The sequence below is a fragment of the Priestia sp. FSL H7-0729 genome (assembly GCF_038005685.1).
GTDB lineage: Bacteria > Bacillota > Bacilli > Paenibacillales > Paenibacillaceae > Paenibacillus.
On sequence record NZ_JBBOTQ010000003.1, the window covers coordinates 64,443 to 78,029 of the forward strand.

Sequence of the window (13,587 nt, forward strand, 5' to 3'; positions counted from 1 at the left end):
TCGACATATCATGCAAAATAAAAAGCGCTGGCAGATACGCATGCTTTGGATAGTTACGTCCGGATGTGGGTTCTGCCAAGCATTGCGTCTCACCAGCGCTTTGATAGAAAGAAGTTACACTTCATTACTCTGAGTCCAGCGCCATCTTCAGAGTGATTCTGTACACTACGTTATCCTGAAATGGATAAGCTCAGTTTACGTCTGTATTATTCGAAGTAGGCACCAGCATAGGATTCACTGCCCAGCGGAGATGGTACAAAACCTTTCAGGTTCGATTTACCCGCCAGAATTGGCGTGGTGTGCACGAGTGGAATCCACGGTGCGTCTTCCTTGATAATCACCTGTGCTTGTTTGTACAGCTCGGCACGTTTCTCCTGATCCGTTTCTTTCTGCGCATCCGTCAGCAATACATGCAACTCCTCTTTGACATAGAAGCTGCGGTTGTTACCTGGAATGGCGTCTTTGTCCAGCAAGGTGTACAGGAAGTTATCCGGGTCCCCGTTGTCCCCCGTCCAGCCGAGCATGTAGATATCGTCTTTCTCCCCGGCTTTGGCATCATCCAGATACGTCGCCCATTCTGGGGATTCGATGTTGGTGGTCACACCAATTTTCTCAAAATCAGCCTGGATCGCTTCCGCTACTTTCTTGCCATCAGGCATATACGGGCGGGATACCGGCATGGCATAGAAGGTTACTGGTTCAGGCAATCCGTCTGGGAAGCCAGCTTCGGCCAGTAAAGCTTTTGCTTTTTCCAGATCATATGGGTAATCCTCAATGGTATCGTTGTATCCCCACAGTGTTGGCGGCATCGGGTTGACAGCAGGCTCAGCTTGTCCAGCAAAGAATGCATCAATAAGGGCCTGCTTGTTCACCGCATGGTTGAGGGCTTGTCTGACTTTGACATTATCAAATGGTTCCTTCTTGAAGTTGAAGCCGATATAAGCCACGTTAAACGGTGGACGCTCAATCTTCTGCAACTCGCTATTGCCTTCAAGGATGGACAGATCGTCCGGGTTCAAGTCTTCCATGACATCAATCTCACCGTTTTGCAAGGCATTGAAGCGAGCCGTATTGTCCGGAATCGAACGCACGATAACTTTATTCAGCTTCGGCAGTCCTTCTTTCCAATAATCCGCGTTTTTCTCCAGGGTGATGGAGTCGTTACGCTTCCACTCTTTGAATACAAATGGGCCCGTGCCCACAGGTTCGCTCTTAAAGTTTTCTTTTTTCTCCTGAACCGCGGTTGGACTGGCAATGCCAAATGGTGTCATCGCAATATTTTGCAGGAAAGGCGCTTGTGGCTGGTTCAATGTGAACTCCACCGTAGTCTCGTCCGTCGCCTTCACTTCCTTGATCACACGTCCGTCCTCTGGACCAAACATGGAGTCGTAATAATCGAAGGAATCTCCTTCGAATTTATATTCACTCGCCGGATCGCCCCAACGGTTGAAGTTGAACACAACAGCCTCCGCATTGAAGTCAGTTCCATCATGGAATTTCACACCGGACTTCAGCTTAAACACATACTTGAGTCCATCCGCCGAAATCTCCCAGCTCTCTGCCAGTCCAGGAACGACTTCTGTTCCGCCTTCCTTGTAATCCAGCAATGAATCAAACACCTGATGTCCAATCTTCAGCGACTCTCCATCGGTTACAATCGCCGGGTCGAGTGCAACGGAATCCCCACCACGGCCCATGATCATCGTATCCTGCGCTACCGCTTCGGTTGGAGGGTCGGTGCCTTCTGCCGGAGCAGGCGTATTCTCTCCACTCTCGTTACTGGAGCAACCGGACAACACCAATACGGTACTTAAGGCCATCGTTAGAACACCGGACATCCATTTTTTTCTCATTCGCATACGTACAACACCCTTCCCTGTCTCATAATGTGTGTGATGCTGGCATGAAAGATCTCCAATGTTGGCTATCGGTTTGGTGCTATGTATCATATAAAAGGCTTTAGATGCCTCTGATACCTGAATTAAGGTTCCGGGAAAAGTAAGGCATGTATATGAAACGTAAAAAAAGTATGGGAGAAATATGGATAATGGATATAAGTAAAGGTCAGTTCATCATGCACATGGATTACGGATATGGACGATGACTTTTATAGAAAAAGAAGACGTACAACAAAACAAAGTGCCTTGTGAGATGACTCTATGCAATAAAATGAATGAGATTGTTGCGATTTATTTGAACTAAGGTCAATAAGAAACAGCAAATGCTTACGGACCGGTAAGACCAAGTTCAAGTCACTAGATTAGAAATACAGATGGGCATATGGATACTACGCTGCTGGGTACCAATAATGTCTGTTCCTTGAGCGGGTCGCGGGTCGTCTTGAGTGTGCAGTGCGGGAGCTGGATTAGGTATCGTTTGCAATACGGACGAAAGAAACTCAACATAGGCTAGGATGTTTAGATCGTGTAAGTTTTTTAAAACAGTGGTTTTCTCTTGCAGATTGGATGTGTATAACGTATGAACGAGTCATCTTGAGATGTTGGATTGTACAACAGGGAGACATTACAATAACTTCATATGTTATGGTTTTGTCATGATGAGGAGGATTGTGTAAATAAACTGTGGTGAAAAACAATTTCGTGTAACTTACTTTACATCACATTAATCAATTAGACAAGAGATTTACAGACATAAGTCTTCAACTTTATTATATGCGTTAATATTACTTACACAAAGCACAAAAAAGGAACACAGTTCGACAAAAAGCGTCTCGTGTTCCTTCTCCACTTAATCCACATTTATATAAAATCAACATTTTAATTTGTTAAGAATCAGCTCACTTTTTAAACAAACCTCTGCGATGCATCACGGTAATAAAACGGTAAAAATCATAACTCGCCCCATTATCGATGCTGAACAATGGATTTTTGGTGTCATATGCCAGTGCTGCATCCACAGCTGCCTTTGCCCACACTGGAACTTCCATTTGCTGACGTGCCTGCAGTTTGTCGACCTGGGATTTAAGCGCGTCAAACGCTGCTTTCTCTTCAGCTGTCATCGGTTCGCCCCCTTTCGGTGGTTCAGTTGGTGGATTCGGATGACTTGGATTCGTTGGATTGGATGGCTCCGGAGGTTTCGGAGTGGCTGCTGCGTATCTTGCTCTGAGTTGTGCCGCTGTGCCCTCGAACTCATTCATATCCACGTTGCCACTAATGCCATTCACCTTGCCTGAATCCGTATACTGCCAGAACGTCCAACGTTTCCATGCCGCCTGGTCGTCCGGTACACGGGTGTTGCTGTAACGTGCGATCCACAGATCGTATGAGCTGAGTGATGTGTCAAAATTCCCGGCAAATGAATTGCCCGTGTATATGATCGGTTTTACACCTGTAAGACGTTGTAGTTCGGTTAAAAAAGCTTTGGCAACCGTATTCATCTGCGCTTTGCTCAGGTTGCCAGGATTGTTCTCGTAGTCCATGACAGGCGGAAGTTGTAAAGCTTTGGCGCCTCCAACTTTGTTAAGTGTATTAGCATAATGTGTTGCTTCTGCTTTGGCACCATCGGTAGATGTCGCGCGGAAGAAGTGATATGTTCCGACCAGCATACCCGCCGCCAGTGCGCCTGTTACATTTTTCTGGTAATTGGGATCGGTATACGTCTGTCCTTCGGTTGCCTTGATGAATACAAATGTCATGCCACTTGCCTTCACCTTGGCCCAGTCAATATTGCCCTGGTATCGGGAGACGTCAATGCCCTGTGTGTTGCCCGAACTTCTCGTTTGCATGTTTCTCACACCCTTTATGCGGCAAAATTGCCGTTTGTATATAGTTAATGCCGTTGGACCAGGAGTTGCTTGTGTGCGTGTCCCTTGATGTGTTGGAAATGAACTGAGCCTTGTTCACACGGACACTCCGATGACAGAATAACCTTCCAATCGCTGTTATCCCCGGATTTTTTTGATTCTCTTTATAAAGGGGAAAATCCGGGGGATAAAGGCGAGATTATGCTTACGAAGTAGCTTTCTTTCAGAAAGCTTTTAGCTTCGCTTTTTCAGTTTTTTTCTGTCCTCTCCGTTATTGTGTGAAAATGTTAAGTTCAATCTGTATAGATGTATAATATCTCATGAATTATTCAGATTAGTTTTGATTAATTTGCATTATTACTAATCAACAAATGTTTAACACAACTATACACTCGCAATATTAATCGCTACTTATCGTTATCTTTGGTTGTTCGTGATTCTGTGTCGTCGTCCGGATCAGCCTGTGAAAAAGAATCTTTGGCACTTGGGGAGAAGGTACCGGGGAGTTCCCCGGTTCCCCCTTTGCCCTTGAGCACTTCAATGGCCTGTCTAATCACAGGCGGAATCGGAGCGCCCAACTTACCCCCGTTTTCAATAATGGACAACAACTCATTTGCGATATAAAAAAAGGCGACCGCATCCCTGAACAAATGTCCGTCTCCCAGAACACCGTCCACCAGATGAGCCACCGATACCATTGCAAATATAAATACCTTTCTCGCGATGCCGAACATGCCGACATTACTTTCTAACTTGCCACTCATACCCGCCGCCGCGATGCCGGTTAGGTAATCAAGGATGACGAACACTAGTAATACGCCGAGAACACCTGACCAACCTCCGAAGAAGTAGGTTACTGAGCTACTCATGAGAGCAACTCCCCATTTCCATAGGGTATCCCATCGTTCCATGGTTTCACCTCCTTTAGTTTTTTCTCATCAACTACTATGCCTCTTCATAATTACACTGAAATAATCCTCCCATTTTGCATAAAATAATTAACCTGACCAGAAGATGAAGAATTAGCACGTAGAGCAACAACCAATGATAATGATCCACTTATATTAAATGTCGTTGGCTTATTAGTTTGGATTATATTCCAACTCACTGCAGAATTAGCATAGTACATGGAGTTAGATGTTAAACAAGAACAGATATTTTGGCCACTGACTAAATCAATTTGAAAATGTAAAAAATTCGTAATACCCTCGTTAGTTGTTGTACCATAGACCCTACTTCCAATTTGCCATAAAACACCGTTAGAGTCTCTTAAAGCAAGAATTGCGTCAATACTGTTTCCAGAGTTAAGTCGAATTCGGGATACGTAATCGTTACTTGATGTCGTCACCATGGATATTAATTTTGTTCCTGTGGGAAATGTAGCAAAAGTATGGTAGACTGTGCCAGCTAAACTTCCTGTATTCACCACGCTTCCTCCATTGATAATAGGTGTGACAAATTGATATTTTGCTAGACTAGGCGCGTCTAACTCATAGTTATCCAAAGTGAAACTATCTAGAGAGGGCATTAAGAGGTCACCTCTTTACCACTAATATAAAAATTAATTGATGATCCAGATGAATTAGAGGATACTTGGATGGTTTCTCCAGAATGTAATATTTGATCTATATATGGGATTGTTACTGTACTAGAACTTTTCAAAATGTAATTGCTAATTATCTTAGTACCGGCAAGTATCATATTGAATTCAGCCTCAGAAGCATTGGTATTACATAGAGTTAACGATTTAACAAAAGTTGTAGTCCCTGCGGGGACTGTATATATTACAATAGATGATGCAATAGTAAACCCTTTCGCTAATCTCTTGTTGATTTCTGCCACTTAAAAGGCCCCCCATCTATTATTTTGATCTGCATAGATTTTCATTTGTTCATATACTGCCCTAACCGCCTTCTCCGTAGCAGCTAAATCTTCACGGGTGCCATCAACTGCGTTGGACAGTTGGACGATACCCTTATCTGTTAAGGATGCATCATTAATAACGATTTCCTCGACTTTCTTATCGGTATATACCTTTACCTCTTCAATATCATCCCTTGTTGGTGCTTTTTCCCACGGACCCCATCCGACATAGTAGTTCCTCTGAAAAACTTGTAGGTTACTCGGTTCAAAGGTTGTTAGCGTTTGGACCACACCAGCATGTTTTTCTATTGTCAAATGAAAGGCTACTCCTACTGGGGAATTAGCTAAAGTTCCTACTGTGGCATTCGTTGGGCAATAATATTCCCCTTCTGTAATATAGCTATTAAGATCCGATTCCGCAGGTATAAGTATGGATTCACGTGTTGCAACGCCTGCGTCAATCTGCTCAAAAATCCTGTTAATACTCTCTCGGGTCACATTCTCGTTCCCCAAGGGAAGAGGCAATTTCAGTCGATCTGTTTCTTTTGGCATTACGCCCACACCTCCAGTTCATTCCACGTCAAAGACGCGGCATCAAGTTCGTCCCATGTCATCTGTTTGTCGTCCAGATCGTCCCAGACCATATAACGATACTCATACTCCACGGCCATATGGGCCGGTTTTAATTCCTCAATCGCCCGCTTCAGATCATCGATATTGGGCGGGGTGCCCATCGTATCCACAAAGCTCACCGTAAAACTCCACACTTCCGGCTGAAACGTTACATCCACCTTGCCCCCGGCATACGCCTCAGCCACATTCGCAACCAGCCTGCCTGAGAATTTACCGGCACCACGCAGCTTCGACTCCACCACGGCACGCCTTTGTTCCAAAGGTTTGAGACGATCCGTCTCAATGCCAAGCTCCTGCTCCCAGAAGTCCAGCCCCCACGTCGCCGTGCGGACAAAAAACTGCTCCAGCGTCTCATCCAGCGCCTGGTACAGCAGATCCATCTCGGTGCCTTTGGCCTGCATATCGGCCTGCATTACACGAGAAGTCTCATAGTAGCTTGGCAAATACGAGAACAATTCCCGCCCTTTCTCACTCGTCAGTCCAACATCTACAATAGAAGGAGCACTCATGCCCTGTCCCCTCCCTTCCTTGCATATCATCGTGGAGCGTCTCGCTCACCAGATCCAAACCAGATCGGCGTATTTCTCCCAATCTCCCTTGGTCTCCGCACTCCCTAACTACTTCCTCATCCACCATCTGCCCTACACTACTCATACACATCCACCGCCCCCAGCACAGCCACCTGACTCGCGGTCATCTCGATATTCTGGTCACTCACACCGTTCACGGTAAGCTCCGAGTAGTCGATAATCGGTGGAATGTCCAATAGAATCGCGGCAATACGGGTGTAACGAACGAGCGGATCGGCAAAAGCGAGCTGCTTCAGATAAGCGGTCACCCCACCCTCAATCAACGCCCTCACATCTGCCAGTGTCGCATCACTGGCCAGCGTCAGCTTCACCTGAATGTTCATCGGTACTTCCTCGGCTGGCATCACGGACACCACTGGCCCCGCGGGCGCAACACCTTCACCTTGTCCATCCTGCGTAGGATCGATGTACTTCTGCACCGTTGCCACAAGATCGGTACCCGCAGCACGTTTGTCCGTGTCCAGCAGATACAATCCCACCGTGCCTGGCCCCTGCCATAACGGAATAACACGCGTTGCACCAACACCTGGCACTTCACTGGCCCATTGCACATATTGCGACTTGTTGCCGCTTGTCCCTTGGTTGCGGACTTTGGCATAAAAGCGTGCCAGCAGCGCCGTATCGGCCTCAATATCTGCACCGCCTTTGATCACCTCAAGGTTCGTGACAGAGGTCACGCCACTTACAGGTGTAGACAGCACAGTTACCGTGCTAGCAGGCACATTGCTTTCTTTTCCGGCAACAAGCGCTCGCACACCTACCACCCCGGAGCCCTCTTGATCCAGTTCCAATCGTCCCACTGTCTCATATTCGAGCGAAGCTTCAGCAGATACTTCATCCGCGAGCGTAGCCACGACCGTTCCCGCAGGCACCACTTTCCCCGGCGTACCCATGAACCTCACTGCACCTTGTGCCGCCACCGCAGCTCGCCGCGTGATGCCGTGCTCTCCTGCCCGCAGATCCAGCTCTTCCGAACGAAAATTCGGATCACTGCTCGCCGCAGTACTTGCAAACCCCCGCCGTAGTAATTCCTGCGCCCACAAAGCCGCTTCAGACAACATAAACGCAACCGGAGCCTCCGCATCCCACAGGAACGAACCCTCCGACTTATCCAGATCCGCGGGCAGACGATCCAGCATACGCTGCATAATCTGTTCCTCTGTCTGGTCCTCCAAATAACGCGGAATCTCAGCCATCCCGTCAGATCACCTCACTTTCCAGAATAAACATTTCTTCCTGCACACTCGCCACCCGGCACGAGAACATGCACTGCTCCCGATTCCAATCAAACGTAAACTGGTCTACCGAATCCGTGCGTGGATCGGCCAGCAACGTCTCCGTCACCATCCGGGTAATCTCACTTTCCATCACACCACGACTGTCACCCTGACCCACCAGATCCTCAAGCTCCGAACCGTAGTTCCGGGAATAGATCACATGTCTGTAACGTGGCGTTTTCACAGCCTTAATGCACCACTGTACCCAGGCTTCGTGTGCACCCGCCGCAGCAACTTTGCCACTTGGGGTCAGCACAAAATCCCCTGCATCGTAATCGAATCGCCAGCTCCGTCCAAAGCGTACCTCTTCCGAAGTCGCCCCCGACAGGTCCTCCTCATCTCCCCAGACCACACCCGTTTCCGGGAACAAACTAGGCATGCGCACTCACCACCTTACACAGCACCACAATGTCGTTACCGCCATTCACCCGCATCGCCAGCACGCGATCTCCCGCTTTTAACCCCTTACCAAGAGACCACACCGCTTCTTCCACTTCCTCTTCTTGCAAAAGAAATCGTCCCGTGCCTGTCGTTCCGCCGTTTGCCACGTCAGGTATACCGGAAATCGCGCCAGCAGCCTCGCGCTCCGGCAATCCAAGCGTGCCCGGCAACTCGGCCACGAGATAATCCTGCACTTCGTGCTTGAAATCATCCAGCTTCACACCCGAAGAGGTCATCGTCCCCAATACCGCGCCCATGCCGCTCACGGCCTGACGGGAATGTGTGCTCATCGCGCCCCGCATGACATCGGCAAAATGCCCATATGGATCATCTTTATTCAAGGTAATACCTCCTTTTCACCAGCTCGGCTGTCCCCAGTTCCAACGTCATCGTTCCAGGTCCGGCAGACAGATCACGGCTAACCGACATGACGATCAGTTTCAGACCTTTGAGCAGCACGGCGTCTCCAGCGCGGATCGTATTCACATCCGGTGCGGAGATCGTAAAGGTCTCCTGAATCCCCGTCAGATGACTTTTCGCCAGTTTTTTCGCGGCAGTTGCCGTTTTAACCTGATCGTCCTCTACCAGCTTTTGTAATGTGCCGAGTTCTTCCACACCATTCTGCTCAATCGCGAGCACTTTGGAAGGAACTTCTTTGCCACTCGTAGACTCGGAAGCTGCCATCACTTTCACCTTGGTGACCGCCCCTTCGAGCGTACGCATCTGGGTCAGATCAATCAATCGATCCAGTTCGTGCACCTTCGCATTACTTCCGATCTGGAAGAGTTGCAACCCGCCGGGTGTCATCCGTGGATGATACATCTCCCCACCAGACTTGGCCGTTTCCTTCAGATCAGCAAACATCATCGAAAAGATCGTCTGTGACCGATACACGGCTTTGCCCAGCTTGGTCTTCGTATCCGGCAGCGTGCCGTATGGAATCTTCCACTCTTTGGCGTAGGTTTTGAGTCGTTGCGTAGCAGTCTGATCCTTCGGCAACAGGAACTCGTCCTCTGATTTTTCCAGATAGATCATCCGGTCGTACACCGTGAGAGATAGCCGCTTAGTGCCGCTGTTGGAACTCTCCACCTCCCAGATGACCGCAGGATGCAGCAAATGAACCATGGATTTTTCTCCAAAAGGAACCCCGCTAATCCGCACCGCCATGCCCGGTGAGATCGAAGGCAGACCCGAAGATGCAGATACGGCCAACCGAATGTTGGCCTGATACGCAATCTGGTCCAGCGAGTCCTTCAGCGTAATCGTCTCTACCAGCTTGGTGATGTCATATTTGTCGTCGACAATGACCTTGTAGGTCATGGCATCACCAGCTTTTGCCCGGGCTTGATTCGGTTCGGGTCACTGCCGATGATCTTCGCGTTGAGCTTGTAAATCTCGTTCCATTTAGAACTGCTGCCCAGCTCAAGCTTTGCTATTTTGGACAGGGAGTCGCCAGATTTGACGGTGTAGGTCTTGCTAGACTTTTTCAAATCGGTACGAGAACCTGACTTGCTACCTGATGCCGCAGAGCCCACCTTCTCCACCTTGGAATCCCGCCATGTGCGCAGGGTCAGGTCGAAGTAAATATCCCCTGTCTCCCCCCCACGAAAGCTCGAATTCAGCGAAACAATAAAAACAGGCACGTTCACTCCAGTTTCAGAGATGATGAAACGCAGCGGCTTTTTGGAGATCAGAAAGGTGTTCAGCACATTCATCGCCACACGTGGATCTAGAAAAGATTTTTCATCCATACAATAGGACGAATCAAATCTTTTGGGAAAAAAAGAAGAGAAGGTGATCTCCTTCACCTTCTCCCCCTGCGCAAAATCAAACTCGCCATGCTCCAACATATTGATCGTTTCATATCCCTTAGACCTGGAAATATTAACTTCTTCAGGGTTCACTGGGAATTGAAATGGAGTGTTGCCGTCCTTCAACGTAAATGACATTTTGTTAGGACCAACTTTATCTTCAAGTACAGACATACACGGCCTCCTTTCTGCTTAGGCCATAATCGTTTTTCGGTTTTCCATCGCACGGCGCACTTCCCCTACAATACGTTGTCCAACTTGACGTGACAGCCCATCGTAGTCAATGGCATTTTCACGAACGGTCACCTGCACCGCACCTGGTGGAACATTCACGGAGATCTGATTGGTAGTTTCGGTTTTGAAATCCTTCAAGTAACCGGACAGACTGCTCATCTGGTCTTCGGATATTTGTACCGTCATCGTGGACGATTTTCCATTCGTCTGCGCAGCACCGTTACCCAGCGCCATCGCTTGATTCTGCATCATGCTAGTTCCCATGAACCCAGCAGATGTAGGCTGACCGACCTTGCTGTTCATATATGCAATTGGGCCTGTCATGGTCAGTGCTGGTGGAATATAAGCAGGTGCCATCTGCGGCCCTGTTGGTACTTGCGACGGTGCAGCTACCGTTGCTGCCGAGACCGTCTTTTCTTCTTTTTTGGAACCAAAGCCGAAGAAGCTGGATATACCATCGGTGATTTTTTTGGTTTTCTCAGAGACATAGTCCGCTGCACCCGACAAAGCATCCCCCACACCCTCGGTAGCACTAGACATAAAGTTTCCAATATCCTTTGCTTTGTCTCCAATCCAGCCGCCTGCTGCACTTCCGGCCCAACCACCTACTGCACCACCAACCCATGTACCGATACCAGGCAAAAGAACACTACCGATGGCGCTACCAATCGCAGTACCTGCTGTGCCGCCAATCATGGAACCCACTGCTCGGCCACGTTCTTCCGGTGGTGCAGTTGCAACATTCGCTACATCAGCGAGCATGCTAATTGGACCAAGCAACCTTTTGGCTCCTTTGGCAAAGCCGCCACCCAATTTACCAAACATGCCATCACCTGAAAATAGATTCGACATTGCCATTGGTGAACTGGACATCAAACCTGATACTATATTCGACTTTTTGCCGCCACCAATTCTTCGATTTCTGTCCATTTTTTTAGCTTCCTGAAAAGAACGTTCAGATGTGTCTGTCTCAATTCGGGACATACTCGGCTTTGGTGCAGGAGCTGGAGTAGCCGCTCTGGAAGCATACCTTCCTCTTCCTCGTCCACCAGATACTTTCCGCACAGGCGGTTTGCTTGGAGAGTCGCTTCCCGCTCTAGAACTGGTTCGTGTCTGGCTCTTACCTTTTGATTTCTTATCCTTTTTAAAGATTTTATCCCAAGCGCCCTTACCTTTTTCAAATAAATCAGTTACATTATTCGCTGCATCCATAATGTCGTTAGCTATCTGAAGATATTCGAGCCACTTATTTTTGGACTCTTCTTTAGCTGTATTATTAATCGTCGTATTATTACTCCCGATCACAACGGACATGGAAGACCCACTTGCCGGATTCATCTTACCCATCGCCACTTCGATCTTCTGTCGAACCTCAAAAGATACTGTTCCCGAAGCCGTAACCATCTGGTCCCTGAAACTGTTCAGTTTAGCCAATGCGCGATCCAGTGCCGGACTCAGCTTATCAATCAACCCAATCGTCGGCGTAATACGCAGCCTGCTGATTCGCACAGCCATACTATAAATATGTTCCAACCTGCGTCCTGTCGTTCTCAGTTCATTGTTCAACTTAATCAGACTCTGATAACGAACTCTGCCCAGACGTTCCGTCGAGCGTTGGATCTGATCCAGGTATCGAAGGGTCGTCCGCATTTCCGCATTGGATTTGGATAAACCTACAATCATTTCTGCCATTTTTTCACCTCCTGCCCTATTTCGTTATCGATTCATTTGCGAAGTTATCGCTGACATTTCCTCTTCCGAGAACGCAATCAACAGCGAGCGCTCCCCGCGTGGCAAAGACCAGAACTCTCCGGGCCGGAGATGATGACGCACCCACATATGATACAGGAACGTGGTCATCCCGCCGGAGTGAATCAGTTTTTTAGGTCTTCAATCTCCACACCGAAGCCGGACAGCTCCAGCACTTTATCGCCTACAGCATCCAATTCACCCGCGAGTAGCATACGGCGAACCGCCTGTTCTCCACCAGACAGCTTCATGCGACCGGTAATACGGGTGTCTCCCCAGCCGGACAATTCCAGGCTACGGACTTTCAATTTCACCGTTGCTTCAGAAATAAGCAGCGCGTTAAACGTTTCGGTATCCACCTTTTCCTCGGTGCGGCCTTTGGTCGTTTTACGAATCGTACAGCGTTCGCGAATGTGATCCACTTTGGAAGACGTCAGTCCACGCAAGGTCAACAACAGATCCAGACGCTGAATGCGCACATTCTCCTCTGGCAAACGTTCTGCTGCTTCAAACAACTGATCCAAAATCTGTTCTTCGGACATATTTTCATTCATACTCATCTGGGGTTATCTCCTTCTTGTTTCACGAATGGGTTCATCTATGCCATCTTCCAAGCCTCGTAGAGACAACAAAGAGACCGAGATCATCTCGGCCCGCAATGTGTTCATACTATATGAAGTAACTATGCAATCATGATTGAGCAAACTAGCTCAATCACTCGCCTACTTCAAAGTTTAGTTCGCCACAATCGGATTCAACAATTCAAATCCTTCAAACGTAAAGCCCGTTTCCTCTGGTACTTCCTCACCCGCTGTCCAGTTGGCAAGCTGAATTTTGTCCACCATGCAACCTTTCAGCAGTACACTCTCATGTCCATATGATTCAGGGTCGTTCAGCTTCGAAATAATCTCGAATTTGGTAAATCCGCGCTGAATCATATCCGAAGTGACCTTGTAACCCGTCATCGTGCCCGTTCCTTTTTTTGCGCCGTTTTTGTGTACTTTCCAGTCGTTACCGACCAGGTTCAGCTCCCGCTTTTCGATCTCCACACTCGCTTCCAGCTTGTTAATGTTCGTCTGCCACACACCATCGATATGCAGCTGACCATGGGTACCGAGAATCACTCTTGACGCATCCAACATATATTTTCCTCCTTGAGATTAAAAAATATCGTGTAAACCATCAGCTCAACGTGTAGTAATTATTCTAGAACACGGTTCTTTCCT

15 protein-coding genes are annotated in these 13,587 nt (G+C 48.1%); all 15 read right to left on the reverse strand.

The features are described from left to right. Positions 1-206: 206 nt before the first annotated feature. The 15 genes from MHH93_RS09350 to MHH93_RS09420 all read right to left on the reverse strand — a co-directional run bounded on the left by MHH93_RS09350 (position 207) and on the right by MHH93_RS09420 (position 13,503). A complete protein-coding gene (locus tag MHH93_RS09350) occupies positions 207-1,853 on the reverse strand; it encodes an ABC transporter substrate-binding protein (RefSeq protein WP_500054093.1) in 1,647 nt (548 codons plus the stop codon). A 944-nt stretch (positions 1,854-2,797) separates the two neighbouring features. Next, a complete protein-coding gene (locus MHH93_RS09355; protein ID WP_500053820.1) occupies positions 2,798-3,745 on the reverse strand; it encodes a glycoside hydrolase family 25 protein in 948 nt (315 codons plus the stop codon). A 425-nt stretch (positions 3,746-4,170) separates the two neighbouring features. Continuing rightward, on the reverse strand, positions 4,171-4,674 hold the full coding sequence (locus MHH93_RS09360) for a phage holin family protein (RefSeq protein WP_500053821.1): 504 nt from the start codon (positions 4,672-4,674) through the stop codon (positions 4,171-4,173). 50 nt (positions 4,675-4,724) lie between these two features. Further along, positions 4,725-5,291, reverse strand: coding sequence for a hypothetical protein (locus MHH93_RS09365; protein WP_500053822.1), 567 nt, complete (start codon positions 5,289-5,291; stop codon positions 4,725-4,727). Continuing rightward, positions 5,291-5,605 carry a hypothetical protein gene (locus MHH93_RS09370; RefSeq protein ID WP_500053823.1) on the reverse strand — a complete coding sequence of 105 codons (315 nt, stop codon included), beginning with the start codon at positions 5,603-5,605 and terminating at the stop codon, positions 5,291-5,293. The genes MHH93_RS09365 and MHH93_RS09370 overlap by 1 nt, the downstream gene beginning before the upstream one ends. Then, entirely contained in the window at positions 5,606-6,178 is a 573-nt protein-coding gene (locus MHH93_RS09375; RefSeq protein WP_500053824.1) for a tail fiber protein, read from the reverse strand. It lies immediately after the preceding gene. Continuing rightward, positions 6,178-6,768 carry a YmfQ family protein gene (locus tag MHH93_RS09380; protein WP_500053825.1) on the reverse strand — a complete coding sequence of 197 codons (591 nt, stop codon included), beginning with the start codon at positions 6,766-6,768 and terminating at the stop codon, positions 6,178-6,180. The genes MHH93_RS09375 and MHH93_RS09380 overlap by 1 nt, the downstream gene beginning before the upstream one ends. A 137-nt stretch (positions 6,769-6,905) precedes the next feature. Beyond that, positions 6,906-8,045, reverse strand: a complete 1,140-nt coding sequence (locus MHH93_RS09385; protein WP_500053826.1) for a baseplate J/gp47 family protein — start codon at positions 8,043-8,045, stop codon at positions 6,906-6,908. 4 nt (positions 8,046-8,049) lie between these two features. After that, positions 8,050-8,505 (reverse strand): DUF2634 domain-containing protein, encoded by a 456-nt coding sequence (locus tag MHH93_RS09390; protein ID WP_500053827.1) that lies wholly within the window; start codon positions 8,503-8,505, stop codon positions 8,050-8,052. Further along, entirely contained in the window at positions 8,498-8,908 is a 411-nt protein-coding gene (locus MHH93_RS09395) for a hypothetical protein (RefSeq protein WP_500053828.1), read from the reverse strand. The genes MHH93_RS09390 and MHH93_RS09395 overlap by 8 nt, the downstream gene beginning before the upstream one ends. Then, positions 8,901-9,887: an XkdQ/YqbQ family protein gene (locus MHH93_RS09400; RefSeq protein ID WP_500053829.1), complete on the reverse strand. Its 987-nt coding sequence runs from the start codon at positions 9,885-9,887 to the stop codon at positions 8,901-8,903. Before MHH93_RS09400 ends, MHH93_RS09395 begins: the two co-directional genes overlap by 8 nt. Further along, positions 9,884-10,516 carry a LysM peptidoglycan-binding domain-containing protein gene (locus MHH93_RS09405; protein WP_500054094.1) on the reverse strand — a complete coding sequence of 211 codons (633 nt, stop codon included), beginning with the start codon at positions 10,514-10,516 and terminating at the stop codon, positions 9,884-9,886. Before MHH93_RS09405 ends, MHH93_RS09400 begins: the two co-directional genes overlap by 4 nt. Before the next feature lie 54 nt (positions 10,517-10,570). Next, positions 10,571-12,304 carry a hypothetical protein gene (locus MHH93_RS09410; RefSeq protein ID WP_500053830.1) on the reverse strand — a complete coding sequence of 578 codons (1,734 nt, stop codon included), beginning with the start codon at positions 12,302-12,304 and terminating at the stop codon, positions 10,571-10,573. Between the two features lie 182 nt (positions 12,305-12,486). Continuing rightward, positions 12,487-12,921, reverse strand: a complete 435-nt coding sequence (locus MHH93_RS09415; RefSeq protein ID WP_017690174.1) for a phage tail assembly chaperone — start codon at positions 12,919-12,921, stop codon at positions 12,487-12,489. Positions 12,922-13,095: 174 nt separating this feature from the next. Further along, the gene (locus tag MHH93_RS09420) at positions 13,096-13,503 is read right to left on the reverse strand and encodes a phage tail tube protein (protein ID WP_124117078.1); all 408 of its coding nucleotides are present in this window, start codon (positions 13,501-13,503) and stop codon (positions 13,096-13,098) included. Positions 13,504-13,587: the final 84 nt, after the last annotated feature.

What these genes read in the sequence shown, in the direction of transcription:
- MHH93_RS09350 (WP_500054093.1), bottom strand. Translation starts at nt 1,853, where the DNA reads ATGAGAAAAAAATGGATGTCCGGTGTTCTAACGATGGCCTTAAGTACC.
- MHH93_RS09355 (WP_500053820.1), bottom strand. Translation starts at nt 3,745, where the DNA reads ATGCAAACGAGAAGTTCGGGCAACACACAGGGCATTGACGTCTCCCGA.
- MHH93_RS09360 (WP_500053821.1), bottom strand. Translation starts at nt 4,674, where the DNA reads ATGGAACGATGGGATACCCTATGGAAATGGGGAGTTGCTCTCATGAGT.
- MHH93_RS09365 (WP_500053822.1), bottom strand. Translation starts at nt 5,291, where the DNA reads ATGCCCTCTCTAGATAGTTTCACTTTGGATAACTATGAGTTAGACGCG.
- MHH93_RS09375 (WP_500053824.1), bottom strand. Translation starts at nt 6,178, where the DNA reads ATGCCAAAAGAAACAGATCGACTGAAATTGCCTCTTCCCTTGGGGAAC.
- MHH93_RS09380 (WP_500053825.1), bottom strand. Translation starts at nt 6,768, where the DNA reads ATGAGTGCTCCTTCTATTGTAGATGTTGGACTGACGAGTGAGAAAGGG.
- MHH93_RS09385 (WP_500053826.1), bottom strand. Translation starts at nt 8,045, where the DNA reads ATGGCTGAGATTCCGCGTTATTTGGAGGACCAGACAGAGGAACAGATT.
- MHH93_RS09390 (WP_500053827.1), bottom strand. Translation starts at nt 8,505, where the DNA reads ATGCCTAGTTTGTTCCCGGAAACGGGTGTGGTCTGGGGAGATGAGGAG.
- MHH93_RS09400 (WP_500053829.1), bottom strand. Translation starts at nt 9,887, where the DNA reads ATGACCTACAAGGTCATTGTCGACGACAAATATGACATCACCAAGCTG.
- MHH93_RS09405 (WP_500054094.1), bottom strand. Translation starts at nt 10,516, where the DNA reads ATGTCATTTACGTTGAAGGACGGCAACACTCCATTTCAATTCCCAGTG.
- MHH93_RS09410 (WP_500053830.1), bottom strand. Translation starts at nt 12,304, where the DNA reads ATGGCAGAAATGATTGTAGGTTTATCCAAATCCAATGCGGAAATGCGG.
- MHH93_RS09415 (WP_017690174.1), bottom strand. Translation starts at nt 12,921, where the DNA reads ATGAGTATGAATGAAAATATGTCCGAAGAACAGATTTTGGATCAGTTG.
- MHH93_RS09420 (WP_124117078.1), bottom strand. Translation starts at nt 13,503, where the DNA reads ATGTTGGATGCGTCAAGAGTGATTCTCGGTACCCATGGTCAGCTGCAT.